Source organism: Planctomycetota bacterium (genome assembly GCA_035574235.1).
In the GTDB taxonomy this organism is placed as follows: domain Bacteria; phylum Planctomycetota; class MHYJ01; order MHYJ01; family JACPRB01; genus DATLZA01.
This window is the reverse complement of sequence record DATLZA010000078.1, coordinates 21,244-46,809: the sequence shown is the minus strand read 5'-3', so window position 1 is coordinate 46,809 and position 25,566 is coordinate 21,244. Positions and strand designations below refer to the sequence as shown.

Below are 25,566 nucleotides of genomic sequence, written 5' to 3'. Positions count from 1 at the left end.
CCCTCCTTCCACAATTATAGCCGGCGCGGGCGTTCACGGTTTTCGGTTGTGGGCCGTACAATCTTCTGGTAGGTTGACTTTGCCGCATTTGCCGGAGGAACGCATGGATCCGCTGGCCGCCGCCTTTTCCCAGAACGCCTCCTCTTCCTCGGACGTCGAGACGATCCGCAAGCTCAAGGCCGCCTACGATTCGCTGAAGAACGAACTTCACCGCGTGATCGTGGGGCAGGAGCGGGTTCTGGATGAGCTTCTGACGTGCATCTTCTCGCGCGGCCACGCGCTCCTGGTGGGCGTCCCCGGCCTGGCCAAGACGCTCATCGTCCGTACTCTGGCCCAGACGCTCTCGCTTTCCTTCAGCCGCATCCAGTTCACGCCCGACCTGATGCCGAGCGACATCACCGGCACGGAGGTCATCGACGTGGACCGGTCCACGGGCGAGCGGACCCTGCGGTTCATCCCGGGTCCGATTTTCGCCAACATCATCCTGGCCGACGAGATCAACCGGACGCCGCCCAAGACGCAGGCGGCGCTTCTCGAGGCGATGCAGGAGCTTCAGGTGACGGTCGGCGGCAAGCGCCACCCGCTGCCGCAGCCCTTCTTCGTCCTGGCCACCCAGAATCCGATCGAGCAGGAAGGCACCTATCCGCTCCCCGAGGCCCAGCTCGACCGCTTCATGTTCATGGTCCACGTGGGCTACCCGACGGAGGAGGAGGAGCTGGAGATCGTGAAACTCACCACCTCCGTCTTCGAGCACAAGCTGACGACGGTGCTTTCGGGCGAGGAAATTCTGCGGCTTCAGGAGCTCGTGCGCCGCGTCCCGGCGGCCGACCACGTGGTGCGGTACGCGATGGCCCTGGCGCGGGCCACGCGGGTGAGCGAGGGCGGGGTGCCCGATTTCGTCAAGGAATGGGTTCACTGGGGGGCGGGTCCGCGCGCGAGCCAGTACCTCGTCATCGGCGCCAAGGCGCGCGCCGTCCTCCAGGGACGGGCGTACGCCACGATCGAGGACGTCCGCGCCATCGCCCGGCCCGTCCTGCGGCACCGCATCGTCACCAACTTCACCGCCGAGGCGGAGGGAGTCACCGCGGACAAGATCGTGGACAAGCTGCTCGAGGTAATCCCTGCGCGCGAGGCGGAGATCGAAAAGGACGCGGCGCTGCCCAAGGTGACCGGCGCCTGACGGGCGGCCTCCCCGCCCCGGGGTGAATCATGGCGGAGCCGACGCCGAAATTCCTCGATCCCGAGGTCCTCAACAAGATCACGCGTCTGGACCTCAAGGCGCGGCACATCGTCGAGGGCTTCGTGGCCGGCATGCACAAGAGCCCCTACCACGGATTTTCCGTGGAGTTCGCCAAGCATCGCGAATACGCGCCGGGGGACGACCTCAAGCATCTGGACTGGAAGGTCTTCGGCCGGTCGGACCGCCTCTACGTCAAGGAGTACGAGCTCGAAACGAACCTTCGGGCGCACATCCTGCTGGATACCTCGGAGTCCATGGAGTACCGCGGGGGGAAGCACTCCAAGCTGGAGCTGGCCTGCTACATCGCGGCCTCCATGGCCTACCTCATCCTGCGCCAGCAGGACTCCGTGGGCATGGTCTGCTTCGACAAGGAGGTGCGCCAGTTCGTTCCCTCCTCGAGCTCCCTCGGCCATATGCGCTCGCTGCTCGGGACGCTTGCCCACGCCGCCCCGCGGGACCGGACCGACCTGGGCGGGGTCCTTCACGCGATGGCCGAGCGCCTCCGCCACCGCGGGCTGGTGATCCTGATCTCCGACCTCTTCGACAAGCCCGACTCCATCCTCAAGGGCCTGCAGCACTTCAGCCACAAGCGCCACGACGTCATCGTCTTTCACGTCCTCGACGAGCACGAACTGACCTTTCCGTTCGAGCGCATGACGCTCTTCGAGGGGCTCGAGGAGCACCCGAAGCTTCTGGTCGACCCGCGGGCGCTCCGGAAGGCCTATCTCGAGGAGGTGAACCGTTTCTGCGAGACGATCCGCCGCGGATGCGTCAAACTCATGATCGACTACGTGCGGATTTCCACGGACCAGGAGCTGGACGTGGAACTGACGAAGTACCTGGCCGGCCGCCTCTCGATCCGGAGGCGCCTGCCGTAAGCCATGGGATTCTTCAACCCGGGACTGCTCTGGTTCGCGCTGGGAGGCGCGATCCCGATCCTCATTCATCTCCTGCATCGCCAGAAGTTCCGCCGCGTGCGGTGGGCGGCCATGGAGTTCCTCCTGGCGGCCCTGCGCAAGAATCAGCGCCGGCTGCGCCTGGAAAACCTCCTGCTGCTTCTGGTCCGCATCCTCGTGATGGTGCTCCTCGCGCTCGCCGTGGCCCGGCCCTTCTTCCGCGAAGCCCCCGTCGAGGCCCTGGCCGACACCGACATCCACCACTTCTTCGTCGTCGATACGTCCTACAGCATGGCCTACAAGCGCGCGCAGAACACGTCCCTCGACGTGGCCCGCCGGGCCGCCCTCAAGGTGCTCGAGGACATCCGCCCGAGCGAGCAGGACCGGTTCACGCTCCTGCCCATGAACGCCTATCCGGAGCCGGTCCTCGTCGGCGCCAACCGGAAGGAGCGCCTCCAGGCCGCGCTCAACGAGCTTCGTCCGTCCGACTACGCCAGCGGCGTCCACGCCACCCTCCAGGCGCTCAAACAGCTCCTCGATTCCCCCGAGGTCCGCAACCGCGACCGGCGCGTCTATCTGTTCACCGACCTTCAGCGCAACGGCTGGGAGTTCCGCGAGGAGGAGGAGGCCCGCCGCTTCGCCGGCCTTCTCAAGGAGCTCTCCCGCCGCGAGTACACGCGGTTCTTCCTCTACGACGCCGGGACGCCGGACGCCTTCAACCGGGCGGTCGTCGACCTGCGCGCCTCGGAGCGGGTCCTGACGCTGCGCCGCGGCGCGCGCTTCACGGCGGAGATCCACAACTTCTCCTCCACCCCCCAGCCCGACGTCAAGGCCACCCTCTACGTGGACGACCGGTTCGTGAAGACCCAGTCGATCTCGCTGCCGGCCCAGGCCACGGTCCCGGTGACCTTCGAATACGACGGCTTCGTCGAGCCCGGGTCGCATCTCGTGCGCGTCTCGCTGGACCCGGACTTCCTGGACGTGGACGACCACCGCTATCTCGCTGTGGACGTCAAGAGCGCGCTTCGGGGCCTCGTCGTGGACGGCGAGCCCGGCGACTCGCCCCGCCAGAGCGAGACCTATACGCTTGTCCTGGCGCTCGACCCCACCGGCCAGGGACTCTTTTTCTCCGCGGACGTCAAGACGGCGGAGCTTTTCAACGCCGAGGGGCTGGACGCGTACGATTTCGTCGTCCTGGCCAACGTCCAGAGCCTCACGTCCGAGAAGGTCGAGCGGCTGGAGAAGTACGTCGAGCGCGGCGGCGGGCTTCTGATCACCCTGGGCGACCGCGTGGACAAGGTGTCCTTCAACGAGGCGTTCTGGAACGGCGGGCGGGGGCTCTCGCCGGCGGCGCTCGACGAGGTGATCGGGGAGCTGCCCGGCCCGGGCCTGGAACGCGGCACGGAGCGGCGCATCGCCCGCTTCGCCGACGCCCACCCGGCCTTCCGCACCTTCCAGAAGCGCGCCCGGGCCGCGCTCTACGAACTGGTCTTCTACCGCTGCTACAAGGTGCGCGACTTCGACGCCGACCGCGTTCTGGCCGCGTTCGACGACAATTTCGGTTCTCCCCTTCTTCTGGAGAAGCCTTTCGGGGAGGGGAAGGTCCTGCTTTTCACCTCGTCGATCGACGACGAGTGGAACTTCGGCATCCCCGGGCACCCGCCCTACCTCCCCCTCGTCTGGGACGTGTGCCAGTATCTGGCGTCCCGCCCCGGCTCGCGCCGGAATCTCTTCGTGGGCGACCTTCTCCAGTTCGACCTGCCCGTGGAGCTCTACCAGCCGCCGTTCATTCTGGATACGCCCCACGAGGGACTGATGACGCTTCCGGCGGGCGCCCCGGAGCGCGACCAGAAATTCGTCCGGCTCTTTTATCCGGTGCGGGCCCGGACGGAGGACCCGCGCGTCCTGCGCAACGAGGGGGTGCGTCACGCCGGGCGATACCGGCTCACCCGGCAGGCCCCCAAGGAAGAGGAACGGCTCCTGGCCTACTTCGCCGTGAACGTTCCGCCGCGGAATCCGACCCCCGAGGAGATCCACGCGGCCGAGGGCAACCTCGAGCGCATTTCGCGCGAGGAGCTGCAGCGGCGGTTCCCCGACTTCAAGGTGGAATTCCGCGGCGAAAAGAAGGAAGGGGAACAGGAGATCGACGTGGCCCCGCCGCCCGCGTCGGGGCTCTGGAAACATCTGCTCTACTTCGTTCTGGGCTTCCTTCTGCTCGAATCGACGCTGGCGTGGCTTTTCGGGAGGGGCAAGCAATGATCCCCTTCCGGCCGCCGCAGGACGCCTCCGCGGGGAGCGACTTCTGGTCGCGCCTCCTGGGGATCGACCGGGTGGATCTGTCCTCGGGCGAGGTGGGCGTGGCTCTGCAGAACGCCCCGCCCGCGTGGCTCTTCTTCCTCGTGATCGTCCCGGGCGTGTTCCTTCTGGCGTGGGCCTTCTACCGGCGGGAGCGGCCGGACGTGGGCGCGGCGCCCAAGCTCGTTCTGGCCGGGCTGCGCGGAGCGATCCTGCTTCTCATCCTCGCGCTGCTCATGGGGCCGGTGCTCACCGTCGAGACGATCAAGGAGCGCCGCGCGTTCCTCGTGGTCCTCCTGGACGAATCGCGCTCCATGCAGAAGGCGGATCCGCTCCGGACCGACGCCGAGCGCGAAGCGATCCGCCGCGTCACGGGCGTCTCTTCGCCGCCGGAGCTCGCCCGCCTCAGCCGCGCGGACATCGTCCGCAAGGTGCTCGAGAATCCGGAGCTGCGGATCCTGGACGAGCTGGAGAAGAAGCTGAACGTGGCTTACTTCACCTTCTCGAGCGCCGCGGCGGCCAAGGAGTCGCGGGCCAAGCTCCTCGAAGGCTACACCCGCGAGGCCTGCATCGGCACCGAGACCGCCATCGGCGACGCGATCAAGGGGGCCCTCAACTCCCTCAAGGGGCAGTACATCGCCGGCGTCGTCCTTTTCTCCGACGGCCGCAACAACGCCGGGATGGCCACCCAGGAGATCGCCGCCCAGCTCCGGCAGCGGTACCTGCCGCTGTACACCGTGGCGGCGGGCGTTCCCCACGCCTCGCGGGACGCGGCGCTCGTGGAACTGGAAGCGCGCGACGCCGTCCTGGCCAACGACCAGCTGCGCATCAACCTCAAGGTGACGAGCTTCGGCTACGAAAACGAGCCCGCGGAGATCGGCCTCTGGGTCCTGCCGATCAAAGACAAGGAGCCCGAGCCGGCGCCCGATCCTCAGGCGCTGGAGCGCCTCCTGGGAGAGGCGCGCAAGGAGCTGGATCACCCGGTGACGCTCTCGGGGCACGGACAGAAGCAGCCCGTCACCCTCGTCTACAGCCCCCGCGAACCCGGCGAGTACCTCCTCCTGCTTCGCCTGGCGCCCCGGCCGGACGAGAACACCGCCCACAACAACTACCTCGTGCACCGCCTGCGGGTGGCCGACGACAAGATCAAGGTCCTTTTCGTCGATCACCTCCCCCGCTACGAGTTCCGGTTCCTCCGCAACGCGCTCATCCGCGATCCGAAGATCCTGGCGCAGACGTTCCAGACGTCGGCCGACCCGGGGTTCGCCCAGGATCATACGATTTCCGACGACCCCCTCTTCCGCCAGCCGCTGCAGGAGTTCCCCAAGGATCTCAAGACGCTTCTCGAGTTCGACGTCGTGATTTTCGGGGACGTGGATCCGTCGCGGCTGGGGCCGGACGCGGCCAAGCACCTGGAGGCGTTCGTCACCGAGTTCGGCGGCGGGATCATCTTCATCTCGGGCACCACCGCCAACCCGCGCGCGCTCCTGGGGACCCCGCTGGCCAACCTCCTGCCCGTGATTCCCGAGGAGTCCCGCGACCTTTACGAGCACGAGAAGGTCTACGATCAGCCCCTCTCGTACGTCCTGACGCCCGAGGGGCGGCGGCATCCGGTCACGCTCTTCAAGGAGTTCAAGGGGGACCTCGACCGCAACCAGGAGCACTGGGAGGATCGGGACGGCCGCGGCGACGGCCTGCCCGGCGTGCGCTGGTACCAGAGGGTGCGCAAGCTCAAGGTCGGCGCCGCTCCGCTCGTCGAGCTGGCCGGAGTTCCCGGCGAGACCTCGCGTCCGCCCCTCTTCGTCACCCAGCGGGCGGGGCTCGGGCGCGTCTTCTGGAGCGCCACGGACGAGACCTGGCTCTGGCGGCGCCTGGCGGGGGACTATCCTTGGTTTTACCCCTTCTGGCAGCAGGTCATGTACTGGGTCCGCGAAGGGAAGCTCCTCGGCGCCCGCCGCTACCGCGTGAGCGTGGACAAGGACCGCTACGTCCGCGGCGAAACCGTCCAGATCTACGCCTACGCCTACGACGAGAAGTTCGAGCCGCGCCAGGATCCCACGATCGAGGTCTTCGTGGACCACCCCACGCGGACCGAGCGCGTCCCGGTCACCCTGCACAAGGACAAGACCCGCGACGGCTACTACGAGGGCCGGTTCCCGGCGGGCGACATCGGGGCCTACACGGTCTGGGCCGGCGGCGACGACGAGCGCTCCCGCGCTTCGGCGCGCTTCACGGTCTACATCCCGGACCGGGAGGACGACGATCCGACGCTCGACGTGGGGACCCTCCGGGCGCTGGCGGCCGAATCCTACGGAGGGCGGTACTTCCCGATCGATCAGGTGGGGGAGCTCAACGAGACGATCCGCCGCAGCGAGCAGCAGCTGCGCGAGACGAAGGAGGACGACCTCTGGGATTCGCCCCTGGCGTATCTCCTGTTCGCGCTGCTCATCACGACCGAGTGGATCCTGCGGAAGATGTTCCGAATGCTCTGATGAACGGTACGCGCACGGGTCGGAAACCGCTCCTGGGAGCGGCGGTGGCCGCCGCGCTGGCGGCGTTCGGCGCGGCTCAGGAGGAGCTTCAGGAGAATACGGCCCACCTGCGCGCGTACCCGGAACTCGAACAGCTCGTCTCGCGCGCCTCGGCGCTGGCCGCCGCGGGCCGCTACGCGGAGGCCCTGGCGATCTACGAGGACGCCGCCGAAAAGGGCGCCGGCGCCGTCGTCCCGCTCGACCGCGCGCGCGCCTGGGGGGTCCGAGAGTACGTCCGCGCCCGCATCGCCGAATGGCCCGAGGAGGGCCGGGCCGCCTATCGCAAACGGGCCGACCCCGCGGCCGAGCATCTCTTCGAGGTCGCCAAGCGGTCCGGCGACGTCGAGGCGCTGGAGCGTCTGGCCGCGCGGTATCCCTTCAGCTCCTTCGCCGGCCCGGCGCTCGTGCTGGCGGCGAACCTGCACTTCGACGCCGGGCGGGCCGAGCGCGCCGCGGCGCTCCTGGCGCGGCTGCCGTCCGGGGAGGCGGCCGCCGCCCCGGCGTGGGCGCGCCTGGGGCTGGCCTGGGCGCAGGCGGGGAACCGGGCGGCTCTCGAAGAGCTGGCCGGGCGCGTCGCCCGCGAGGCTCCGGGGGCCGAAGTTCGCGTGGGCGGCCGTCCCGTGCGGCTGGCGGAGTTCCTGGCGGGACTGGCCGCGCAGGCTTCCGAACGGCCCGGCCCCCGCGGAACCGCCCGGGAGCCAGCGGGATGGGAAATGCTCGGCGGCGCTCCGTCCGGGACGCGCCTGGCGGAGCCTCTGACCGACCTGCCCCGCCCGGCCTGGGCCGAGCCCCTGTCCCTGCCCCGCGTTCAGGCGGAGGAGTTCCACCGCGGGGCCGGACTCGCCCTCACCCCCGACTTCCGGCCGTTCTTCCCGGCCGTCTCCGACGGCGTGCTTTTCCTCCACAACGGATCCGCCGTCGTCGCGTACAACCTCTTCGCGCGCCGGCCGGAAATTCTCTGGCAGTATCGGGTTCCGCCTCCCGGCGGCGAAGTCATGTTCGACAACCGCGTGATCTACGCCGCCACGGTCCACGACGGGCGGGTTTTCGCCAACCTCGTGACGTGGGCGGGCGGGGCGGAGGTGCAGCTCGGCTACGTGACGGTGAAGTTCCCGTTCCCGCGCCGGGCGCTCTTCGCGCTGGACGCCGCGACGGGCCGTCCGGTCTGGAGGCTCGGGGGCAAGCCCCGGGGCGAGGCGCTCGAGGAGATCGCCACGTTTTCCGTCCCTCCCGTGCCGGACGGGGACCGGCTCTACGTGGGGGCGATCCGGCAGGTGCATTCGACGGATCCCTTCGAGCACTACGTTCTGTGTCTGGACGCCGCCACGGGCCGGATCGTGTGGTCCACGTTCATCGCCTCGGGGGGGACGGAGATCAACCTTTTCGGCAATTCGACGCGCGAGTCGCTGGGCTCCCCCGTGTGCGTCACGGAGGATTCCGTTTTCTACTCCACCAACCACGGCGTCCTGGCGGCGCTCGACAAGGCGGACGGGAGTCTCCGCTGGGCCTACCGGTACCGGCAGCTTCCGGTGCGGCCCACGCGGAGCGTCTATGTGCGCAAGAACGAACTCGGCTGGGTGAACGGCCCGCCGGTGGCTCACCGCGGGATCGTGGCGGCGGCGCCGACGGACTCGCCGTACCTCTACGCGCTGGACGCGCGCACGGGGGAGCTGCGGTGGGAGCGGCCGCGGGATCGGGAGCTCCGGTCGATCTGGGGGGCCCGCGAAGGCGTTCTCGTCGTGGGCGGCCGGGGTCTGGAGCTTCTGGACGTGCGAACGGGGGAGCCCGTGGCGCCGCCCGTGGCGGGCGAGGATCTCCGGGGCACGGGCCGGGGGATTCTGGCGGAGAACGCCATCTGGGTTCCCGCGGAGGACAAGCTCCGCCGGGTCCGGTGGGACGGCTCCTGCGACGAGGAGCGGTCTTTCGTCTGGCCGGTCGGGGCCGGCGAGGACTTCTCGGGCGGGAACCTGATCCTGGCCGACGGGACGGTGATCCTGGCGGGGCAGGATGTCCTTCGGGTGTATCACGATCCGCGGGATCACGAGCGGCTTCTCCGGGAGGCGACGGAGGGCGATGCGCAGGATCCCGCGGTTCTTTACCGGGGGGCGATCCGGTTCCTCCAGGCGGGGCGGGCGTCGGAGGCGATCGAGCTTCTGGAGCGCGCGGTGGAGCGGACGGCCCGTCCGGCGGGGCCGGAGGAAGAGCGTCTGGGGCGGGCCGCGCGGCGGAGGCTGTTCGCCGTGTCGCTGCAGGCGGGGCTGGGGGATCTGGGGACGCCGGGGCGGGCCGAGCGGGCGGCGGAGCATTTCCGGCGGGCGCGAGCCGCGGCGCCCGATCCGGCTTCGGAAGCCCAGGCGGGGATCCTCCTGGCGGGCGCGTGGAAGGCGGCGGGGCGGCCCGAGCGGGCGCTGGAGGAGTATCAGGATCTCCTGGCGCGCCACGGGGAGACCGTGATGGACGGCACGCCGGTTTTCGAGGCGGTGCGCGGGGCGGTGGAGAATCTGCTGGCCGCGGCGGGGCGGGAGATCTACGCGCCGTGCGAGGAGGCGGCGCGGAAACTGCTGGAGGCGGCGCGGAAGGAGGGGACGGCGGAGGCGTTCGACCGGGTCTTCCGGCGTTATCCCAACAGCCGGGCGGCCGAGGAGGCGCTCCTGACGGCCGCGGAGGCGCAGGCGCGGCTGGGGCGGCCGGAAGAGGAGATCGCGGCGCTGCGGCGGTTCCTGCGGGAGTATCCGTCTTCGGCGCTTGCGCCGGAGGCGTGCGCGCGTCTGGTGCGCGCCTTCGAGGGGCGCGGCCGGTTCGCCGCGGCGGCGGGGATTCTGCGACGCATGGCGCGGGAGTTCCCGGAGGCGCGGGTGTCCGACGGGGGAACGACCTTGACGGTCGCGGAGTTCGTGGAGCGACGCCGCCGGGCGCCGGGGTACGCGCGGGCGGAAGGCCGGGGCGCCCTTCCCGCGCTGGCGCCGCCGCTTCGGAAGGTCTTCGCGCACGCGGACGAAGGCGGGCGGGAAGCGGAGCCTCTGAGGGCGCTCGGGTCTCCGCCGGCGACGGCGGCGGGTCTGGTCTTCGCCAACTACGGCCTCGGGATCAAGGCGTTCGATCCGGACCGGGGCGGTCCGGTCTGGCAGGCGGCGCTCGACGAAGGGCTCCGGATGGCGGCTTTCGTGGACGAGTCGCTGATTCTGGCCACGGAGACCTCGGTCACGCGGGTGGCGGCCGCGACGGGAGCGGTGGAATGGACCTATCGGGCGCCGGCGCGGATGCGGGGGTTCGGCCTAGGGGGGACGCTGCTTTTCTTCCATACGACGGATCCCGAGGACGGCTCGATTTCGCGGGTGGGGGCGCTGGATCTGGAGCGGGGGAGTCCGGCCTGGACGCAGAGCTTCAACGGGCTTCCGGCGTCGGCCGTCTGGCCGGCGGGAGAGGCGGTGGCCTTTACGGCCGTGTCGCCCGCGGGGATTCACGTGTTCGAGGCGGAGACCGGGCGCCGGTGGGCGGTCGGGGCGCCCGTGGTGCCGCGCCTGGCGGCCGATGTCCTGTACGCCTCGGAGGGGCTGTTCGTCCTGCACGCGGAGCGGCGGGCGCTCGAGGGGTACGACGTGCCCTCCGCGCGGCTCCGGTGGAAGGTGAATCTGGCGACGGATCTGCCCGCGCAGGCGGTGGAGGCGGGGGAGGGGATTCTGGTCCTGGCGGGGCCTTCGCGGGAAGGCGGCTCGTTCGTGGCGCTGGTCGATCCCCGGACGGGAAAGCTCCTGAAGCTCCGGGAGGGGCTGGCGGCGGGGGACGTGCGTCTCCTGGTGCCGGGGCCGGAAGAAGTGTGGGTGGTGTCGCGCGAGGAGGATCGGGAGATTTCGGTGCGGGCGCTGCGGCGGGAGGATCTTTCGACGTCCTGGACGGCCCGGCTGGGGGGGCGGGAGGCGACGCTTCTTCCGCCGATGCGGACGCGGGACCACCTGGTCGTGGCGACCTTTTCGTCGGATGCGGGCGGGAAGTACGGCTACGCCGCGACGCTCCTTGATCGGAGCGGGCGGGCGGTGCAGAATATTCAGAGCGCGTTCGTCTTCGACCGTCCGCCGGCCTGCGGCGCGGCGGCGGGGGGGCTGGTGTTTACGGCGGACGCGCGGATCGAGTTTTACCGATGATGCGGCTGGCGGCGCTGGGAACGGTCCTGTGCGGCGCGATCGGCTGGGCGGCCCGGCCCGTCGCGGCGCCGGCGGTTCAAAGCGGCCCCTCCGCGGAGACGGTCCGCCGGGCCTCCACGGCCGAGTTCGGGCCGGACGCGCAGGCGGCGGTGGACCGGGGGCTGGCCTGGCTGGCGTCGCGGCAGAATCCCAACGGTTCGTGGACGAACCGGGTGGGGTACAAGCTGTACGACGACTATTTCGGCGAGGAGAACGAGTCGGTCGACGTGACGGCGCTGGCGTGCATGGCGTTCGTGTCGGCGGGCCACGTGCCGGGCCGCGGGCGCTACGGGCGCAACGTCGAGCGGGGGGTGAACTGGCTGCTTTCGAAAGTGCGCGAGGAGGACGGGTACATCACGCACGCCGGTTCGCGGATGTACAGCCACGCCTTCGCGACGCTTTTCCTGGCGGAGATCTACGGGATGACGGGCCATCCCGAGATCAAGCCCAAGCTCAAGCGGGCGGTGGCGCTCATCGTGAACTCGCAGAACCGGGAAGGGGGCTGGCGGTACCAGCCGATCCCGGTGGACGCGGACCTGTCGGTGACGGTGTCGACGCTCCAGGCGCTGCGGGCGGCGCGCAACGTGGGAATCGCGGTGCCGCTTTCGACGATTCACCGGGCGCTCCGGTACGTGGTCCGGTGCGCCACGCCGCGGGGATTCACCTACCAGGCGATCAACGATCAGGGCTTCAACGACACGCGGGTGTCGTTCGCGCTGACGGCGTGCGGGATCGTGTCGCTCTTCTCGGCGGGGCTGTACGACACGCAGGAGGTGCGGACCGCGCTGGCGATGCTTCCGCGGTGGCGGCACGGGCTGCTGCCGGGAAAGCTGCACTATTACTACGGCCACTATTACGCGGCGCAGGCCATGTACATGGCGGGCGGCGACCGGTGGGCGGCGTATTACCCGTCGGTGAAGGCGGAAATCCTGCGGAGTCAGCTCGAGGACGGCCATTGGGAGGACGACGTGGGAAGGACCTACGCCACCGCCATGGCCCTCATCATCCTGCAGATGCCCTGCGAGTACCTTCCGATTTTTCAGAAGTAGGCGCGCCGCGGATATTCGAGGGTTCTCCGGGCGCGGCGGCGTCCCGCCCACACCATTCCGGCGGCGGCCAGAAGGGCTTCCCCGCCCGTCAGCCCGCAGCCGCCCGAAGAGGAGTCGTCTCCGCCGCCGGCCGCGGGCGTCCCCGGCCTCGAGGCCGCGTCGGTCGGATCGGATCCGGCCGCGTACTCCTCGAGGTTGGTGAAGCCGTCCCCGTCCGGATCGCCCGCGCCGTTCTCGTCCAGATCCCCGAAATAGCGTTCCTCCCAGGAGTCCGGCAGGCCGTCGCCGTCCGAATCCCCGGAGGACGGTGCGCCGACCCGCCGGGGGTCCCAGGCGGTGTCGATCCGGAGCGGGGGATCGAAGGCGTTCGCGATCGACTCCCAGGGGACGAGCTTGTGGTTGGACGCGGTGGCGCCGGAATTCGAAGTGTCGTGGACCACGAAGAGGCCCTTGGGAAAGTCCGGTCCGAGCGGGAGATTCGTCACGTCCAGCCCGTCCGTTCCGGTCACCGCGTCGATGGTGCCGTTGGCGCCCACGGTGAACCGGCCCACGAAGGCGTTGTTGCCTTCCCGCGTGTAGACGACGATCGTGCTGTTGCCCTGACTGGAGACGAGGAGGTAGCCGGCTTCCGACGAGGTATAGTAGATGGACATCCCCTCGACGTCCGCCACGAGGTTTCCTCCGGAGCCCGTCCGGTCGACCTGGGTGCGCGAGGATCCGTCTCCCGGTTCCGCCCCGTATTTCCAGACTCCGACCGCCTCTTCCCCGATGTAGAATTTCGCCAGGACGTCGTCGGCCACGCAGCCTTCCGTCTGGCCGCCCACGTCGAACTGGCGGACCTTGGCGCCGGTGATCCCTCCGGAACCGTCATCCTTCAGCTCCCACTGCTGCGTGACGCCGCTTTTGGCGTTGACGAAGTAGTAGTACTTTCCGCTGAGGGGGCTGCGGTACATGCAGGATCCGTAGGGAACGAGCCCCAGGCCGCGAATCCCGCCCGCCGGCTCGAGTTTGCGGGTCGAGGGGTTCACCTTGTAGAAGACGATCGAGGAATCGGTTTCGTTGCCGACCCCGACCAGGGCGACCCGGTCGTGCGGCGTTCCGTCGCTGAACCGGCCGGTCAGGGGGACGTGGTACCGCAGGTCGATGTTGTTCATCGCCTGGGTGCCGTCGAGGTACTGGCGCTCGGTGCCGTCGAGATTCCAGACGAGCACGCCGCCGTCCTTGTCGTCGCCGATGATGAGACTGAGTTCGGGCTGCGTCGGGTGGATCCAGATGCAGGTGTCGTCGGCGGTGTCCCCCGCATGGCGCGCGGGGCTCGTCTCCCGGGTCGGCCGGACGCTGACCGTCTGGGCGGCGGCCGCGGGCGCGGCCAGGAGAACGAAGAGGCAGACCGCGGGAAGGACGGCGTTCGAACGCGGCATGGCGCCCTCCGAAAAGGCGGCTCCCCCCGGAAGTCCGTTAAATAATGAATCCGAGGGGAGCGATCCTGTCGGGAAAACGGGGAAAGGAAAGCATCGTCCACCCCCTCAAGGGGGTCGGCTCGGAAGGCCGATACAGCGGAAGGGGGTTCCGCTATACCCGGTGAGGCCGGAACGGCCGAACCTTTACGAGTCTCGGGCGTCTTATATAATAGAGGAAGTCGATATTCTATGGGTACTGTGCTCGAGTCCCTGGAAGAGCTCTGGAACAAGGGAAAGCTCAAGGAGCTGGAGGGGGATCTCGACCGCTTCATCCGCGACAACCTTCCGGAGATCCGCAAGGTCGTCCGGGAGGGCCGCGCCGCAGGCCTGGAGGTTGCGCGGCGGCGCTATATGAGGGGGGAGCTCACCGACCGCGAGCTCATCGATTTCTGCGTCCGCTCCACCCTCCGGCGCCGGGGCTCCTGCAACCCCCGCCGGGACATCGAAGAGCAGCGCCACGAAATCGAAAAGGAAGTCTGGTACGAGGGGGAGCGCTGTCGGGGCCCGGTTCCTCCCGAGCGCCGCGAGGAGATCGCCCGGCGGTGGGCCACGAGCTACGCGGGTCAGTGGCGCGAATGGCGCCTCTACCAGCTCCTCTTCGTCTGGGAGAAGAAGCGCGACCACTACGTCCGCCTGATCGCCGGGGAGGGCGAGTAGGCTCTCCGCGGCATCCTTTTCTCTCCCCTCCGCCGCGCTCTCCTTGATACACTCGTTCGCGCCTATGGCGGCGATCCTCAAGACCGAGGGTCTGACCAAGCATTTCGGCCGCTTCCGGGCCGTCCAGGACCTCACCCTCGAGGTCCACGAGGGGGACATCTACGGATTCCTGGGCCTCAACGGGGCCGGAAAGACCACGACCCTGAGAATGATGCTCCGCCTCGTCCGCCCGACGGCCGGACGGGTGAGCTTCTTCGGGATGGACGTCCGCGAACATTTCATCGAGATCATGCGCCAGGTGGGCGCGCTCATCGAGCTTCCGGCCGCCTATCCCTATCTTTCGGCGGCCGCCAATCTCGAGATCCTCCGGAAAGTGGCCGGCGGGATCCCCCGCTCCCGGATCGAGGAGGTGCTCGAGATCGTGGGCCTTCGGGACCGGATGCACGACAAGGTCCGCACCTACTCCCAGGGCATGCGGCAGCGCCTCGGCATCGCCATGGCGCTTCTGGGACGGCCCCGCCTGGTCCTCCTCGATGAGCCCACCAACGGCCTGGACCCTCACGGCATCAACCACATCCGCCACGTGATCCGGGAGATGAACCGGCGGGAAGGGGTGACCTTCCTCATCTCCAGCCACCTGCTCCACGAAGTCGAGATCACCTGCAACCGGGTGGGCATCCTCAAGGAGGGCCGGCTCATCCTCGAGGACACGGTGTCGCGGATCCTGGCCCGCACGGTCAGCGGCGTGCGGGTGGAGGCGGAGCCGGCGGACCGCGCCCTGGAGGCGCTCCGGCGCGAGCCCTGGATCGAGGAAATCCGTCCGGACGAGGCCGGCGGACTGAGGATCAAGTGCGACCCGTCCCGCTTCGCGGAGGTCAACGCCCTTCTCGTGCGGGCGGGAGCGGCCGTTCGGGAGCTCAGCCCCGTGCGGCAGACCCTCGAGGAGTTTTTTCTTTCGCACTAGGCCCGCCATGATGGAGCGGATCGGGCGACTGGCGGCGGCGGAGTTCATGAAGCTCTTCGCCCAGCCGTTTCTCTATCTTTCGCTCGGAGTCCTGGGAGCGGCCACGGTCCTGGCCGAGATCTTCCAGCCGGTCTTCCTGGGCCAGCGGGAAACCCTCTGGAGATCCTTTCACGCGGTGCAGCTTTTCGCCTACGGCTTCACGTTCGGGCTCAAGATCGCAACCTTCGTGCTTCTGATCTTCTCGAGCATGATGTTCGCCGGAGAGTTCGACCGGGGAACCATCAAGAACCTCCTCACGCGCCCCGTCACGCGGACCGATTTCTTCGCCGCCAAGTGCCTGGTCGTGGTCCTCCTCGGGGCGATGCTCTACCTCTTCGTTTTCTACGTGAGCGCCTTCTATGCCCTGATCCGCGGGAATCTCGGTCCCGTCTGGGACGACAGCCAGTACATCGTGCACCGGGACGCGGCCGAGATTCTCGCCCACGCGCGCAAAGCGGTGCTCGTGAGCTTCCTTCCCTTTCTGGCGGCGGGATTCCTGGGGCTTTGGGTGTCCACCTGGACGGAGTCGTCCGGCTACGCGGTGGCCATCGCGCTGGTTCTTTATCTCTTCGGGGACGTGGTGACCGGCATGATGAGCGAGCGCACCCAGCGGAAGGTTTTCCTCTACTACGCCCCCTACGCGCTCGAAAAATTGCGCCTCTACGCGGAAGGGTCCCGGACAAGCTGGAATCCCGACGTGGATCGGGGCCTTCTCTACGTGACCGTGCCGGCCGCCTACATGGCGGGGTTCATCCCGTTGGCGTTCGGGATCTTCCGGTCGAGGAATATTCATGCCTAAGCCGGTTCCCGCCGGCGCGCCGGGGGGCGCCCTTGAAGGGGGTCCCCGGAACTCCTATAATCCACTCCCACGCACATGAAGCTTGCATCGCTGCTGAATCCCCGTCTGGTCAAATGCGGCCTGGCCGCCCGGACAAAGGAGGAAGCGCTCAACGAAGTCATCGAGGTCATGGCCCAGGCCACCCCCGGGGTGAGCGCCGCGGAGCTTCGGACGGCCCTGGCCGACCGCGAGAAGCTGGGGCCCTTCTCGATGGCCAAGGGGAGCGCCTTTCCCCACGCTCGGACCGAAAAGGTGACCGATTTCCGCATCGCGGTGGGAACCGCTCCCCAGGGCATCGACTTTAAGGCCCCCGACGGCAACCCTATTCGCCTGATCGTCCTTTTCGCCATCCCGCGGAAGCACTCGAACCTGTACCTGCACACCCTGGCCCAGTTCCTCAACCTCTTCAGCGTGGAGGAGAACCTCCAGAAGGCCGTTCAGGCGCGCACGGGCGAGGAGTTCGTGGGTCTGGTGGACCAGCTTTCGGGCCGTCCGGCGTCCCCCCCGGGCGCTCATCCGATCCCCGCGGTGACGCCGCAGACGTCGCTCGCCAAGGCGCTCGAAATCCTGGCGGCCAACCGCCTGGACGCGGTTCCCGTGGTGGACGCCGAGGGAAACCTGCTGGGGGAGCTGACGGCGTCGTCGCTCCTGGGTCTCGGGGTCCGGGAACACCTCCTGCGGCTGTCGCAGACGGCGTCCCTGCGCCCCGCCGAGCCGATCGACGCGGTGCTGCGCTCCCACGCCGATCAGCCGATCGAGAGCCTGGGGGTGATCGCCTCCAACGGCTTTCGGACGGTCCAGGAGGACGAGCCGCTTGTGGAGATGGCCGTGAAACTCTGCCACGCCGGGGCCCGCGGGGCGTACGTGCTGCGCGGCCGCCGGCTCGTGGGCCACGTGAGCACCGGCGAGATCCTCAAGCGGATCGCGGGGGGCCGCTGATGGGGGAGGCCAAGGAATCGCCCTCCGTCCGGTTCTATAACGCCGGCGCGGAGCACTTCCGCAAGGGCGAGCTGGCCCAGGCAGTTGAGTGCTTCAAGCGCGCCACCGAGGCCGATCCCAAGTTCTACCGCGCCTGGGCCTACCTCGGGATGGCCTACGCGGAGCAGGGGCAGCTCGATCCGGCCATCGAGGCCTACCGCAAGTGCATCGACCTGGCCCCCACGTACCACAAGGCGTTCAACAACGTCGGCGAGCTTTACCGCCGCAAGGGGCTCCTCGATTACGCCGCCATGGTCTTCAAGATGGCCGGGGAAATCGACCCCACCCAGGCCCACTACTTCTACAATCTCGGGATCACCTATTTCGAGATCGGCATGTACCCCCAGGCGGAGGAGGCGTTGGCCCGCGCGGCGGAGCTCGATCCCAAGGACTTCGAGTACGCCACCGAACTGGCGCAGGCGCGCTTCACGATGAAGAAGTTCGAGGCGGCGGCGGAGGGACTGGAGAAGTTCCTGGCCGCCAACCCGGGCCACGAACGGGCCGCCGAGACGCGCGCCCGGATCGCCATGCTCCGGCGGCGGATGTCCCAGGAGGCCTCCCCCGGAGCGTCGCCCCCGCGGCCGGCCGACGACGAGAACGCCAAGACCCGCCTCATGGAGCCGCCCCCGGGCGCACGGGAGGGGGCATGATCGGACGGCCTCCCTTCCGCGTGGGGTGCGTGGTCTACCTCAACTCCCGCCCCCTGATCGAAGGGCTCGAAGGGGTCATGCTCCGGCCTCCGGCCGAGCTGGCCGATCTTCTGGCGCGGGGCGAGCTCGATGTGGCCCTCGTGCCGGCCGTCGAGGTGATCCGGCGCGGCTGGGCGTACGTCCCCGGCATCGCGGTCGCCTCGCCCGGGAAGACCGACAGCGTGCGGCTCTATCACGCCGTGGAGGTTCACGACGTCCGCCGCGTGGCGCTCGACCGCAATTCCCGCACCTCCAACATGCTGGCCCGCATCATCCTGGAGCGCCGCTACGGGTTGCGGCCGCGCTACGTGACGCGCGACCCTTCGCGGGGGCGGCTGTCGTTCGCGGACGTTGACGCGGCGGTAACGATCGGCGATACTTCGTTCCGCCCGCGGCGCGTTCCGTTCCTGGATCTCGGGACCGAGTGGAAGGCCTTCACGGGACGTCCGTTCGTCTACGCCCTCTGGGCCCATCGCCCCGGAGATCCCCGGGCCCGCGAGTACGGCCGGTGGCTGCGCGCGGCCAAGGAGCGGGGACAGGAACGGATCGAGGCGATCGCCCGTCGCGAGGCGCGACGCCTGGGACTGTCGGCCCGGTTCTGCCGCGCCTACCTGACGGAGTGCCTCACGTACGACCTGGGGCCCCAGGAGCGGGCGGGGCTGCGGCTCTTTGCGCGCTATGTCCACGAGTGTTCGTGACGTCATCGAAAAGGCCCGCGCCGGCGAAAGGCTCGCCGACGAGGAGGCGCTCCTTCTCTTCGAGCGGGCGACGCTCCCCGAGCTGGGCGAAGGCGCCCACGCCGTGCGCCGGAGGCTCCACCCGGACCCCGTCTGCACCTACATCGTGGATCGCAACATCAACTACACGAACACGTGCATCACGTACTGCAAGTTCTGCGCTTTCTACCGTCCGCCCGGCCACCCCGAGGAGTACACCCTGTCCCGCGAGGTTCTGGCGCAGAAGATCCGCGAGACGAAGGCGCTGGGGGGCGTCCAGATTCTCCTTCAGGGCGGTCACCATCCGTATCTCAAGCTCGACTGGTACGAGGACCTTCTGCGCTTCATGAAGTCCTTCGACATCCATGTCCACGGTTTCTCGCCCCCGGAGATCCAGCATTTCGCCACGCTCAATAAAATGCCCGTGCGGGAGGTGCTTGTGCGGCTGCGGGCGGCGGGCCTGGATTCGATTCCGGGGGGCGGCGCCGAAATTCTCGTGGACCGCGTGCGGGAACAGATCAGCCCTCTCAAGATCCGGTCCGACGCCTGGCTCGAGGTCATGGAAGAGGCGCACGCGCTCGGGATGAAGACCACCTGCACGATGATGTACGGGCACGTGGAGACCTATGCGGACCGCGTGGAGCACCTGCGCAAGCTCCGCGAGCAGCAGGATCGGGCGATCGCCCGGGGGAACGGAGGGGGCTACACGGCCTTCATCTGCTGGAGCCTCCAGCCGGACAACACCGAGATGGCTGGCGCCCCCAGGACCGGCGGACACGAGTACCTCAAGACGCTGGCCGTTTCGCGGATGTACCTCGACAACATCCCCAACATCCAGTCTTCGTGGGTGACCCAGGGCGAGAAGGTCGGCCAGATGGCGCTCCTTTTCGGAGCCAACGACATGGGTTCCACGATGCTCGAAGAGAACGTGGTCAGTCAGGCGGGGGCCACCTTCCGGATGACGGAAGCGGCCATCCGCCGCGTCATCGAGGACCTCGGATTCGTCCCCCGCCGCCGCAACATGTACTACCGGATCCTCGAGTCGTAGGGGGATCCGGTCTCTTCCCGGGCGCTCACCGCGCCAGCATCTGCCGGTAAATCTCCCGCACGGCCTGGGCCTGACGCCGGATGTCGTAGAGCCGCAGCGCCTTTTCCCGCCCCGCGCGCCCCATCGCCCGGCAAAGCTCCCGGTCCGCCGCCAGGCGCTCGATCGCCCGGGCGATCCCGTCCGGCGTGTCGTCGATCACGAGACCCGTCACGCCGTCGTCCACGAGCTCCGGGATCATCCCCCGGCGGGCGCCGATGACCGCCTTGCCCATCGCCATCGCCTCGCGCACCGCGCGGCAGGTGCCGTCCGAGCCGGGCACGAGAAAAAGAAGGGCGTCGAACCCCGCCAGCGTCTCGAGATACCGGTCGCCGAGATAGCCCGTGAAGAGGACGTTCGAAAGGCCCATGCGGCGCGCGGGCTCGACGGCCAGTTCCCGCATCCGGGTCCCGCGGCCCACGACGACGACGCGCAGGTCGGGCACGCGCGCCCGGGCCACGCCGGCCAGGAGCGCGTCGAACCGCCGGTGGCGCTGGATGCGGGCGACGACGCCGACGACGAACCCCTCGTGGGGGACCTCGCGGGGCTGGAAGCGCTCCAGGCGCATTCCCGGGTCCACGCGCCAGCCGCGCACGCCGAAGGCGGCGGTGTCCGCCTCGAGGGCCGCCTGCGAGAAGGTCAGGTATCCGTCCGTCAGGCGGCGGTAGAGGTAGCGCGTCCCGAGGTGCACGGGCGTCGGGACGGCCTTGTGGTTGGTGCGCAGGACGCGGACGCGGCCTTCGCGGCGGGCGGCCCGGCCGCCCACGAAATGGTCGTGGGAGAAATGGACGTGAAGGAGATCGTAGCCGCGCAGCGCCTCCGCCACCGGGCCTACGTCCCGAAGCGCTCCGAAGAGCGAACGGCGCAGAGGAGCCACGTGCAGGGGCTCGAGGCCCCGCTCCCGGGCGCGCTCCGGGAGGCTCCCGCGCGCTTCGGGAGGAGCTTCCTGGCAGGCCAGGTCGGCACGCACCCCGAGCGCGCGCAGCTCGAGGCACAGATCGAGCGTGGGCTCCGAGGGGCCGGTCCATTTCCAGTCGCCGAACAGGTGAAGAACGCGCATGGAGCGGAGTGGATTATATCCGCCGCTCGGGCGCGGAAAAGGCCGGAGTGGGCGCCGGAGTCTTCGGCGGGACCGGGGAAAAAACGTTTTCCCTCTCGGCGACCTATTCCGACACCGCCGTCGCGTATGAGGGGCTGGACGGGAACGAAGGGAGGGTATTCATGGCGGCCGAGGAGAGGATCGTCCTGGATGTCAGTTCGGAGCCCGATCAGCTCGCATGGAGGGGGAGGTTGGCGGCGCTGGAGGGTTTTCGCCCGCGATCGTCCACCTGGATGAGGGTGGAGGTGATGCCGGAGGCCGGCTGGTCCACGATCCGGTCAATCCTTTCGGACTATGAGGTCTGCTGGCGGGAGGAGGGCCGGTACGGGTACTCGGCGATTTTCCGCAAGCCGGACCAGGTGGCGTGGTTCCGGATCCGCGGCGAGGACCTTTCGGTCCATGTCTTTGCGGCGTCGCTGGAGGCGCCGGAGATTCTGGAGGATCTTCGGCGGAGACTGGAGCCGTGGCGCCAGCGGAATCGGGATCCGCGGGGCGTGTGGGCCGAGTTTTCTCATCGGGAACAGGGCGTGGTCTGCCGGAGGACGGTCTTTCTGCGGTGCCCCGTGTGGGAGGAGATCCGCGGGAATTATCCCGCGGGGGTGCAGGCCGCGCTCGACCGGGTTCTCGCCCTGGAGGAACCCTGGGCGCGGGGGAAGCTTCTCATCTGGCACGGACCTCCGGGGACGGGTAAGACGTTCGCGCTGCGGGCGCTCATGATGCACTGGCGGAACCGCTTTCGATTCACGGTCGTGACCGATCCGGAGAACCTGGCGGCGCAGCCGGACTACTACCACCACCTGGCCGGGGACGGCTCGGACGACGGGGACGAGGAGCCCTCGGAGGAGAGCGAAGGGGAACGCCGCCTGTTCGTTCTGGAGGACTCGGCGGATCTGGTGCTTCAGGAAAGTCGCGCGTCGCATTTCGACAAGGTGGGGAAGCTGCTCAACATGACGGACGGTCTGATCGGGCAGGGGCGGCAGGACATCTTCGTTCTGACGTTCAACGAGGAGGTGGACCGGATCGATCCGGCGTTTCTGCGGCCGGGGCGGTGTCTGGCGCGGGTGGAGTTCGAGGCCTTTACGCCGGAGGCGGCGGCGGAGTGGCTGCGGGCGCGGGGGGTGAAGGACGCGGCCGTTTCCGGGCGGCCGACGGTGGCCGAATTGTACGCGCTCCTGCGGGGGGAGGGAGGGATCGGAACGGCGCCGCGATCCCCGGCGGTGCGCGGTTTCGCCGCCGCTAGAGCTGTTCCGTGACCACGTACTCGCGCCGGCGGCAGACGAACGACGCGAGGCCGAGCCCTCCCGCGGTAATCGCCCCAAGGAGGAGAGCCGCCCCCAGGAGGGAGGACTCCCCCACGAAGGGCAGGAGCTCCTTCGGCAGCTCGAGGCGTGCGACGCGGACGACGACCGAGCGCAGGTAATAAGCCGCCGAGAGCGAGCTCACCACCGCGGGCACGAACGAGAGCACGAACTCGATCGTGATGGCGTAAAGAAGTCCGATGACGAGCGTTCTCGTCCGGAAGAGGACCCCGAACGCCGTGAAGATCGCCGTATAGGCCGCCAGCGCCCCCAGCACCGCCAGCGCGAAGCCCAGGATATAAGACGCTCCCCCCGGCGAGCCCATGAGCCACCAGGAGATCCCCAGGCTTCCCAGCGCCGGGACCGCCAGGCACGCGACGACCGCGGCGTATTTTCCCACCAGAATCCTCCACCGCTCCAGCGGCCGGGTGAACAGGTACGTCACGGTCTTCCCCTCGAGTTCCTCGTTGAGCACCGAGGTCCCGTAAAGGAGGGCCAAAAGGAGGCAGATCGACTGCGGATAAAGAACGAAGAGATACACGGCCTGGAGGATCTCCTCCTCGGGCAGGTCGCTCCATCCTCCGACCGAGACGATCAAGCCGGTCAGCCCCACGGGAAGCGCGAGCAAAAAGACCACGAGCCAGACCTTCCGGCCCGCCAGGATCTGCCGGAACTGAAGCCACGCCATCGCGCCCATCAGTCCCTCGTCACCAGATAATGGAAGACCGCGTCGAGGTTGTCGTCCTGCGACACGACCTCCTTCACCTTGATCCCGCCTTCCAGCACCACGGCCGCCAGGCCTTCATAGAACGCTTTCGGATCGTGGGTCCGGATCGAGACCGTGCCGGTCCCGGGATCCAGTTCCACGCCCAGAACGGGCAGGTCGCGCAGAAGCACATGCCCCGCCGCCCGCGCGTCCTCGCACCGAAGCGTGATCCGGTGCGGGTACTCGTTCATGAGGCCGCGGATGTCGTGAACGTTTCCGGAGGCCAGGACCCGCCCCCCGTAGATGAGGACGAAGTTTTCCGTCATCGCCTGGACTTCGTGGAGCACATGGCTCGAAATGAGAATGCTCTTCCCCTCGCCTCCGAGACGGCGCACGAGCTCCATGAGGTCGTGGCGCCCGATGGGATCCGTGCCCGTGAGCGGCTCATCGAGAATGATGAGCTCCGGATCGTGAACCAGGGCCTGGGCCACCTTGGTCCGCTGGCGCATCCCCTTGGAGTACGTGGCGATCTTCCGGTTCATGTACTCGGCCGCGCCGGCGCGTTCCAAGGCCTCCTCCGCGCGGCGCCGCGCCGCCGGGCCGCCCACCCCGGAGGCCCGGGCGAGCAAGGTCACGAACTCCAGCCCCGTGAGGAAATCGTAAAAGGCGTCCTGCTCGGGGCAGAACCCCACTCTCCGGAAGAGGGCCGGATGGCCCCACGGCCGTTCGCCGAAGACCCGGATCTCCCCTTCCGTGGGCCGGAGCTGGCCGGTGACGAGCTTGAGCAGCGTGGACTTTCCGGCCCCGTTCGGGCCCAGGAGACCGTGCACGCCGGAGGGAAGCTCCAGCGTCACGTCGTTGACGCCCAGGACGGTGCCATAGAGCTTGGTCAGGGACCGGGCTTCGACGACGTTCGGCATCAGACCCTCAGGGGCGCGGAGATGCGCCGGTAGACGACCGCGACCGCGAGCCCGCAGACTCCGGCCAGATAAACGGCCGCCGTCGCGGGCGAATAGGGCGAATGGAGCAGGTCGAGGACCTCGTAAAGATCCGGCGCATGGAGTTCCTTCGCCAGCCGCACGATCCCCTCGACGTCGAACAGGGCTCCCACGACGACGAAAGCGGCTTCGTGGAGCGAGAGGAAAAAGAGCCAGGAGGATCCCCGGAGCTCCGGAACGTGCTCGAGGGTGAAGACGAAGACGGGTCCCAGAAGGCACAGGGCGATCCAGCCGAACGTCGCGAAGCGGGGATTGTCCGTGAGCGACGAGAGAGCCAGGACCACGAGCGTCGCGGGCACGGCGAGGACCGCGGAGGCGGCGAGGATTCGGGGTATCGTGGCCGCCGTGTCCGCGACGACGCTCAAGGAGGGCGAGAAAGCGACGCTCAGGACATAAAGCACCAGGCCCGGAACGAGCGTGACGAGGAGCACGTAAAAGAGCGCGGTTCCTCCCTTCCCGAGCAGATATTCCATCCGTGTGATCGGCTTGGAAAAGTAGAGAAGGAAGGCTTTGCTCCGGACGTCCTGCGAAATGAGCGGGGGTCCCACGATGGCCAGGACGAGAAACGTCAGCGAGCTCTGGAAGTACATGAAGTAATAGGCGAAGATCGCCGACCAGACCTGCGGCCGGACCGAAGCCGGGTCTTCGACGAGCCGCTCCGTCAGCCCCCCTCCCAGGAAGCGGCGCACCATGTTTCCCCAGCCGGAGTCCGGATCCGTGAGCGAGCCGATCGCGAAGAAGAGAGGCCCGAAGTACAGGAGGGGCGCGATCGCCAGGAAGAGGCACCGGCGCAGGATCTTGCTCCGGAAGGCCAGGCCGATCCCGGAGCGGGAAATCGCCCACCAGCGGGACCACGCGGGGGTGAGCCGCCCCGTCCAGGGCCGGTAGCCCAGGTCATAGATGGGCATCGCGGTCCCCCGTCACGGCCTTGAGAAAAATTTCTTCGAGCGACGTCCGGCCGGCCGCGAGCTGCCGAACGACCGCCCGGCTCTCCCGCGCCGCCCGGAAGATCCGCTCGGGCAATCCTTGAGGGTCTCCGCTCACGCGCAGCTCCTCGGGTCCCGCCGGTTCGGCGGCGCAGCCGAGCCCTTGAAGGGCCTTGGCGAAGGCCGATCCGTCGCCGGCGAAGCGGACGAACAGGCTCGAATCCACGGATTGCCGGAGGTCCGCCAGGCGTCCGTTCACGAGCGCGCGGCCCTTGGCGAGGATGAGCACCGAATCGCAGCACGCCTCCACGTCCTGGAGGATGTGGGTGGAAACCACCACGCTCACCCGGCTCCGGGCGAAGAGGCTCCGGATGAGCGCGAGCATCCGCTCCCGCCCCTGCGGGTCGAGGCCGCTCGTCGGCTCGTCCAGAAAAACGAGACTCGGCGCATGGATGATGGCCTGGGCGAGCTTGACGCGCTGCTTCATGCCGGTGGAATAGGTCTGGACCTCGCGGTAGCGCTCTTCGGTGACGCCCACATAGTCCAGCATCTCGTGCGCCCGCCGGAGCGCCGTGCGGGGCGGGAGGCCGGCCAGCTCCCCCGCGAACGCGACCGACTGGACGCCGCTCAGGCCGGCGATGGTGCAATCGTCCTCGGGCATGTAGCCGACCTGCCGGCGGATCGAGCGCGAGTGGCGGCGCGCGTCCAGGCCGAGGACCCTCGCGCGGCCCGAACTCAGGCGGACGAGCCCCAGGAGCACCTTGAGGAGCGTGCTTTTCCCGGCGCCGTTCGGGCCGAGAAGTCCGATCACGCCCTCGGACAGCGTGGCGCTCAGGCCGTCCAGGGCCCGCACCCCGCCGTAGTGCTTGGTGACGGCGTCGAGTTCGATGATCATGCGTGGGTCAGCCATGCCGCCGGCGCC

20 protein-coding genes are annotated in these 25,566 nt (G+C 68.8%); 14 read left to right on the top strand and 6 right to left on the bottom strand.

Translation table 11 applies throughout. The features are described from left to right. The first annotated feature begins 103 nt into the window (after positions 1-103). Genes VNO22_06810 through VNO22_06785 form a run of 6 tightly spaced genes read left to right on the top strand, consistent with a single transcriptional unit; the run spans position 104 to position 12,192 of the window. Positions 104-1,180 (top strand): MoxR family ATPase, encoded by a 1,077-nt coding sequence (locus VNO22_06810; protein HXG61062.1) that lies wholly within the window; start codon positions 104-106, stop codon positions 1,178-1,180. A gap of 29 nt (positions 1,181-1,209) precedes the next feature. Beyond that, a complete protein-coding gene (locus VNO22_06805; GenBank protein ID HXG61061.1) occupies positions 1,210-2,118 on the top strand; it encodes a DUF58 domain-containing protein in 909 nt (302 codons plus the stop codon). Between the two features lie 3 nt (positions 2,119-2,121). Next, positions 2,122-4,395, top strand: a complete 2,274-nt coding sequence (locus VNO22_06800; GenBank protein HXG61060.1) for a BatA domain-containing protein — start codon at positions 2,122-2,124, stop codon at positions 4,393-4,395. Then, positions 4,392-6,923 carry a hypothetical protein gene (locus tag VNO22_06795; protein ID HXG61059.1) on the top strand — a complete coding sequence of 844 codons (2,532 nt, stop codon included), beginning with the start codon at positions 4,392-4,394 and terminating at the stop codon, positions 6,921-6,923. The genes VNO22_06800 and VNO22_06795 overlap by 4 nt, the downstream gene beginning before the upstream one ends. Next, positions 6,923-11,104 (top strand): PQQ-binding-like beta-propeller repeat protein, encoded by a 4,182-nt coding sequence (locus tag VNO22_06790; GenBank protein ID HXG61058.1) that lies wholly within the window; start codon positions 6,923-6,925, stop codon positions 11,102-11,104. The genes VNO22_06795 and VNO22_06790 overlap by 1 nt, the downstream gene beginning before the upstream one ends. Beyond that, the gene (locus VNO22_06785; protein ID HXG61057.1) at positions 11,101-12,192 is read left to right on the top strand and encodes a prenyltransferase/squalene oxidase repeat-containing protein; all 1,092 of its coding nucleotides are present in this window, start codon (positions 11,101-11,103) and stop codon (positions 12,190-12,192) included. The genes VNO22_06790 and VNO22_06785 overlap by 4 nt, the downstream gene beginning before the upstream one ends. Here the strand turns inward: VNO22_06785 and VNO22_06780 are convergent. Next, positions 12,183-13,613, bottom strand: a complete 1,431-nt coding sequence (locus VNO22_06780; GenBank protein HXG61056.1) for a phytase — start codon at positions 13,611-13,613, stop codon at positions 12,183-12,185. The two genes, VNO22_06785 and VNO22_06780, sit on opposite strands and share 10 nt — an antisense overlap. A 228-nt stretch (positions 13,614-13,841) precedes the next feature. Here VNO22_06780 and VNO22_06775 point away from each other — a divergent pair, with 228 nt between their 5' ends. The 7 genes from VNO22_06775 (at position 13,842) to mqnC (ending at position 19,581) form a co-directional block, all read left to right on the top strand. Continuing rightward, a complete protein-coding gene (locus VNO22_06775) occupies positions 13,842-14,309 on the top strand; it encodes a hypothetical protein (GenBank protein ID HXG61055.1) in 468 nt (155 codons plus the stop codon). 64 nt (positions 14,310-14,373) lie between these two features. After that, positions 14,374-15,273 carry an ABC transporter ATP-binding protein gene (locus VNO22_06770; GenBank protein ID HXG61054.1) on the top strand — a complete coding sequence of 300 codons (900 nt, stop codon included), beginning with the start codon at positions 14,374-14,376 and terminating at the stop codon, positions 15,271-15,273. Between the two features lie 7 nt (positions 15,274-15,280). Beyond that, positions 15,281-16,111 (top strand): ABC transporter permease, encoded by an 831-nt coding sequence (locus tag VNO22_06765; protein ID HXG61053.1) that lies wholly within the window; start codon positions 15,281-15,283, stop codon positions 16,109-16,111. Positions 16,112-16,186: 75 nt separating this feature from the next. Beyond that, entirely contained in the window at positions 16,187-17,089 is a 903-nt protein-coding gene (locus tag VNO22_06760) for a PTS sugar transporter subunit IIA (protein HXG61052.1), read from the top strand. Continuing rightward, positions 17,089-17,778, top strand: a complete 690-nt coding sequence (locus VNO22_06755) for a tetratricopeptide repeat protein (GenBank protein HXG61051.1) — start codon at positions 17,089-17,091, stop codon at positions 17,776-17,778. The genes VNO22_06760 and VNO22_06755 overlap by 1 nt, the downstream gene beginning before the upstream one ends. Continuing rightward, positions 17,775-18,515, top strand: coding sequence for a menaquinone biosynthesis protein (locus VNO22_06750; protein HXG61050.1), 741 nt, complete (start codon positions 17,775-17,777; stop codon positions 18,513-18,515). Before VNO22_06755 ends, VNO22_06750 begins: the two co-directional genes overlap by 4 nt. Continuing rightward, on the top strand, positions 18,496-19,581 hold the full coding sequence (gene mqnC, locus VNO22_06745; GenBank protein HXG61049.1) for a cyclic dehypoxanthinyl futalosine synthase: 1,086 nt from the start codon (positions 18,496-18,498) through the stop codon (positions 19,579-19,581). The genes VNO22_06750 and mqnC overlap by 20 nt, the downstream gene beginning before the upstream one ends. A gap of 25 nt (positions 19,582-19,606) precedes the next feature. Here the strand turns inward: mqnC and VNO22_06740 are convergent, their stop codons facing one another. Beyond that, positions 19,607-20,677 (bottom strand): glycosyltransferase family 4 protein, encoded by a 1,071-nt coding sequence (locus VNO22_06740; GenBank protein HXG61048.1) that lies wholly within the window; start codon positions 20,675-20,677, stop codon positions 19,607-19,609. Positions 20,678-20,838: 161 nt separating this feature from the next. On the opposite strand from VNO22_06740, the gene VNO22_06735 reads away from it, so the two are divergent. Then, positions 20,839-21,969 (top strand): AAA family ATPase, encoded by a 1,131-nt coding sequence (locus VNO22_06735; protein ID HXG61047.1) that lies wholly within the window; start codon positions 20,839-20,841, stop codon positions 21,967-21,969. Here the strand turns inward: VNO22_06735 and VNO22_06730 are convergent. The 4 genes from VNO22_06730 to VNO22_06715 are packed head-to-tail and all read right to left on the bottom strand — an operon-like array spanning position 21,953 to position 25,539. Next, the gene (locus VNO22_06730; protein HXG61046.1) at positions 21,953-22,711 is read right to left on the bottom strand and encodes an ABC transporter permease subunit; all 759 of its coding nucleotides are present in this window, start codon (positions 22,709-22,711) and stop codon (positions 21,953-21,955) included. The two genes, VNO22_06735 and VNO22_06730, sit on opposite strands and share 17 nt — an antisense overlap. After that, positions 22,711-23,640 carry an ABC transporter ATP-binding protein gene (locus VNO22_06725; protein ID HXG61045.1) on the bottom strand — a complete coding sequence of 310 codons (930 nt, stop codon included), beginning with the start codon at positions 23,638-23,640 and terminating at the stop codon, positions 22,711-22,713. Before VNO22_06725 ends, VNO22_06730 begins: the two co-directional genes overlap by 1 nt. Further along, positions 23,640-24,626: a hypothetical protein gene (locus VNO22_06720; GenBank protein ID HXG61044.1), complete on the bottom strand. Its 987-nt coding sequence runs from the start codon at positions 24,624-24,626 to the stop codon at positions 23,640-23,642. Before VNO22_06720 ends, VNO22_06725 begins: the two co-directional genes overlap by 1 nt. Next, on the bottom strand, positions 24,613-25,539 hold the full coding sequence (locus VNO22_06715; protein HXG61043.1) for an ABC transporter ATP-binding protein: 927 nt from the start codon (positions 25,537-25,539) through the stop codon (positions 24,613-24,615). The genes VNO22_06720 and VNO22_06715 overlap by 14 nt, the downstream gene beginning before the upstream one ends. Positions 25,540-25,566 lie beyond the last annotated feature (27 nt).

Excerpts from the sequence above, each read along its gene's own strand:
- VNO22_06810 (HXG61062.1), top strand. The coding sequence starts at position 104 with ATGGATCCGCTGGCCGCCGCCTTTTCCCAGAACGCCTCCTCTTCCTCG.
- VNO22_06805 (HXG61061.1), top strand. The coding sequence starts at position 1,210 with ATGGCGGAGCCGACGCCGAAATTCCTCGATCCCGAGGTCCTCAACAAG.
- VNO22_06800 (HXG61060.1), top strand. The coding sequence starts at position 2,122 with ATGGGATTCTTCAACCCGGGACTGCTCTGGTTCGCGCTGGGAGGCGCG.
- VNO22_06795 (HXG61059.1), top strand. The coding sequence starts at position 4,392 with ATGATCCCCTTCCGGCCGCCGCAGGACGCCTCCGCGGGGAGCGACTTC.
- VNO22_06790 (HXG61058.1), top strand. The coding sequence starts at position 6,923 with ATGAACGGTACGCGCACGGGTCGGAAACCGCTCCTGGGAGCGGCGGTG.
- VNO22_06785 (HXG61057.1), top strand. The coding sequence starts at position 11,101 with ATGATGCGGCTGGCGGCGCTGGGAACGGTCCTGTGCGGCGCGATCGGC.
- VNO22_06780 (HXG61056.1), bottom strand. The coding sequence starts at position 13,613 with ATGCCGCGTTCGAACGCCGTCCTTCCCGCGGTCTGCCTCTTCGTTCTC.
- VNO22_06775 (HXG61055.1), top strand. The coding sequence starts at position 13,842 with ATGGGTACTGTGCTCGAGTCCCTGGAAGAGCTCTGGAACAAGGGAAAG.
- VNO22_06770 (HXG61054.1), top strand. The coding sequence starts at position 14,374 with ATGGCGGCGATCCTCAAGACCGAGGGTCTGACCAAGCATTTCGGCCGC.
- VNO22_06765 (HXG61053.1), top strand. The coding sequence starts at position 15,281 with ATGATGGAGCGGATCGGGCGACTGGCGGCGGCGGAGTTCATGAAGCTC.
- VNO22_06760 (HXG61052.1), top strand. The coding sequence starts at position 16,187 with ATGAAGCTTGCATCGCTGCTGAATCCCCGTCTGGTCAAATGCGGCCTG.
- VNO22_06755 (HXG61051.1), top strand. The coding sequence starts at position 17,089 with ATGGGGGAGGCCAAGGAATCGCCCTCCGTCCGGTTCTATAACGCCGGC.
- VNO22_06750 (HXG61050.1), top strand. The coding sequence starts at position 17,775 with ATGATCGGACGGCCTCCCTTCCGCGTGGGGTGCGTGGTCTACCTCAAC.
- mqnC (HXG61049.1), top strand. The coding sequence starts at position 18,496 with ATGTCCACGAGTGTTCGTGACGTCATCGAAAAGGCCCGCGCCGGCGAA.
- VNO22_06740 (HXG61048.1), bottom strand. The coding sequence starts at position 20,677 with ATGCGCGTTCTTCACCTGTTCGGCGACTGGAAATGGACCGGCCCCTCG.
- VNO22_06735 (HXG61047.1), top strand. The coding sequence starts at position 20,839 with ATGGCGGCCGAGGAGAGGATCGTCCTGGATGTCAGTTCGGAGCCCGAT.
- VNO22_06730 (HXG61046.1), bottom strand. The coding sequence starts at position 22,711 with ATGGGCGCGATGGCGTGGCTTCAGTTCCGGCAGATCCTGGCGGGCCGG.
- VNO22_06725 (HXG61045.1), bottom strand. The coding sequence starts at position 23,640 with ATGCCGAACGTCGTCGAAGCCCGGTCCCTGACCAAGCTCTATGGCACC.
- VNO22_06720 (HXG61044.1), bottom strand. The coding sequence starts at position 24,626 with ATGCCCATCTATGACCTGGGCTACCGGCCCTGGACGGGGCGGCTCACC.
- VNO22_06715 (HXG61043.1), bottom strand. The coding sequence starts at position 25,539 with ATGATCATCGAACTCGACGCCGTCACCAAGCACTACGGCGGGGTGCGG.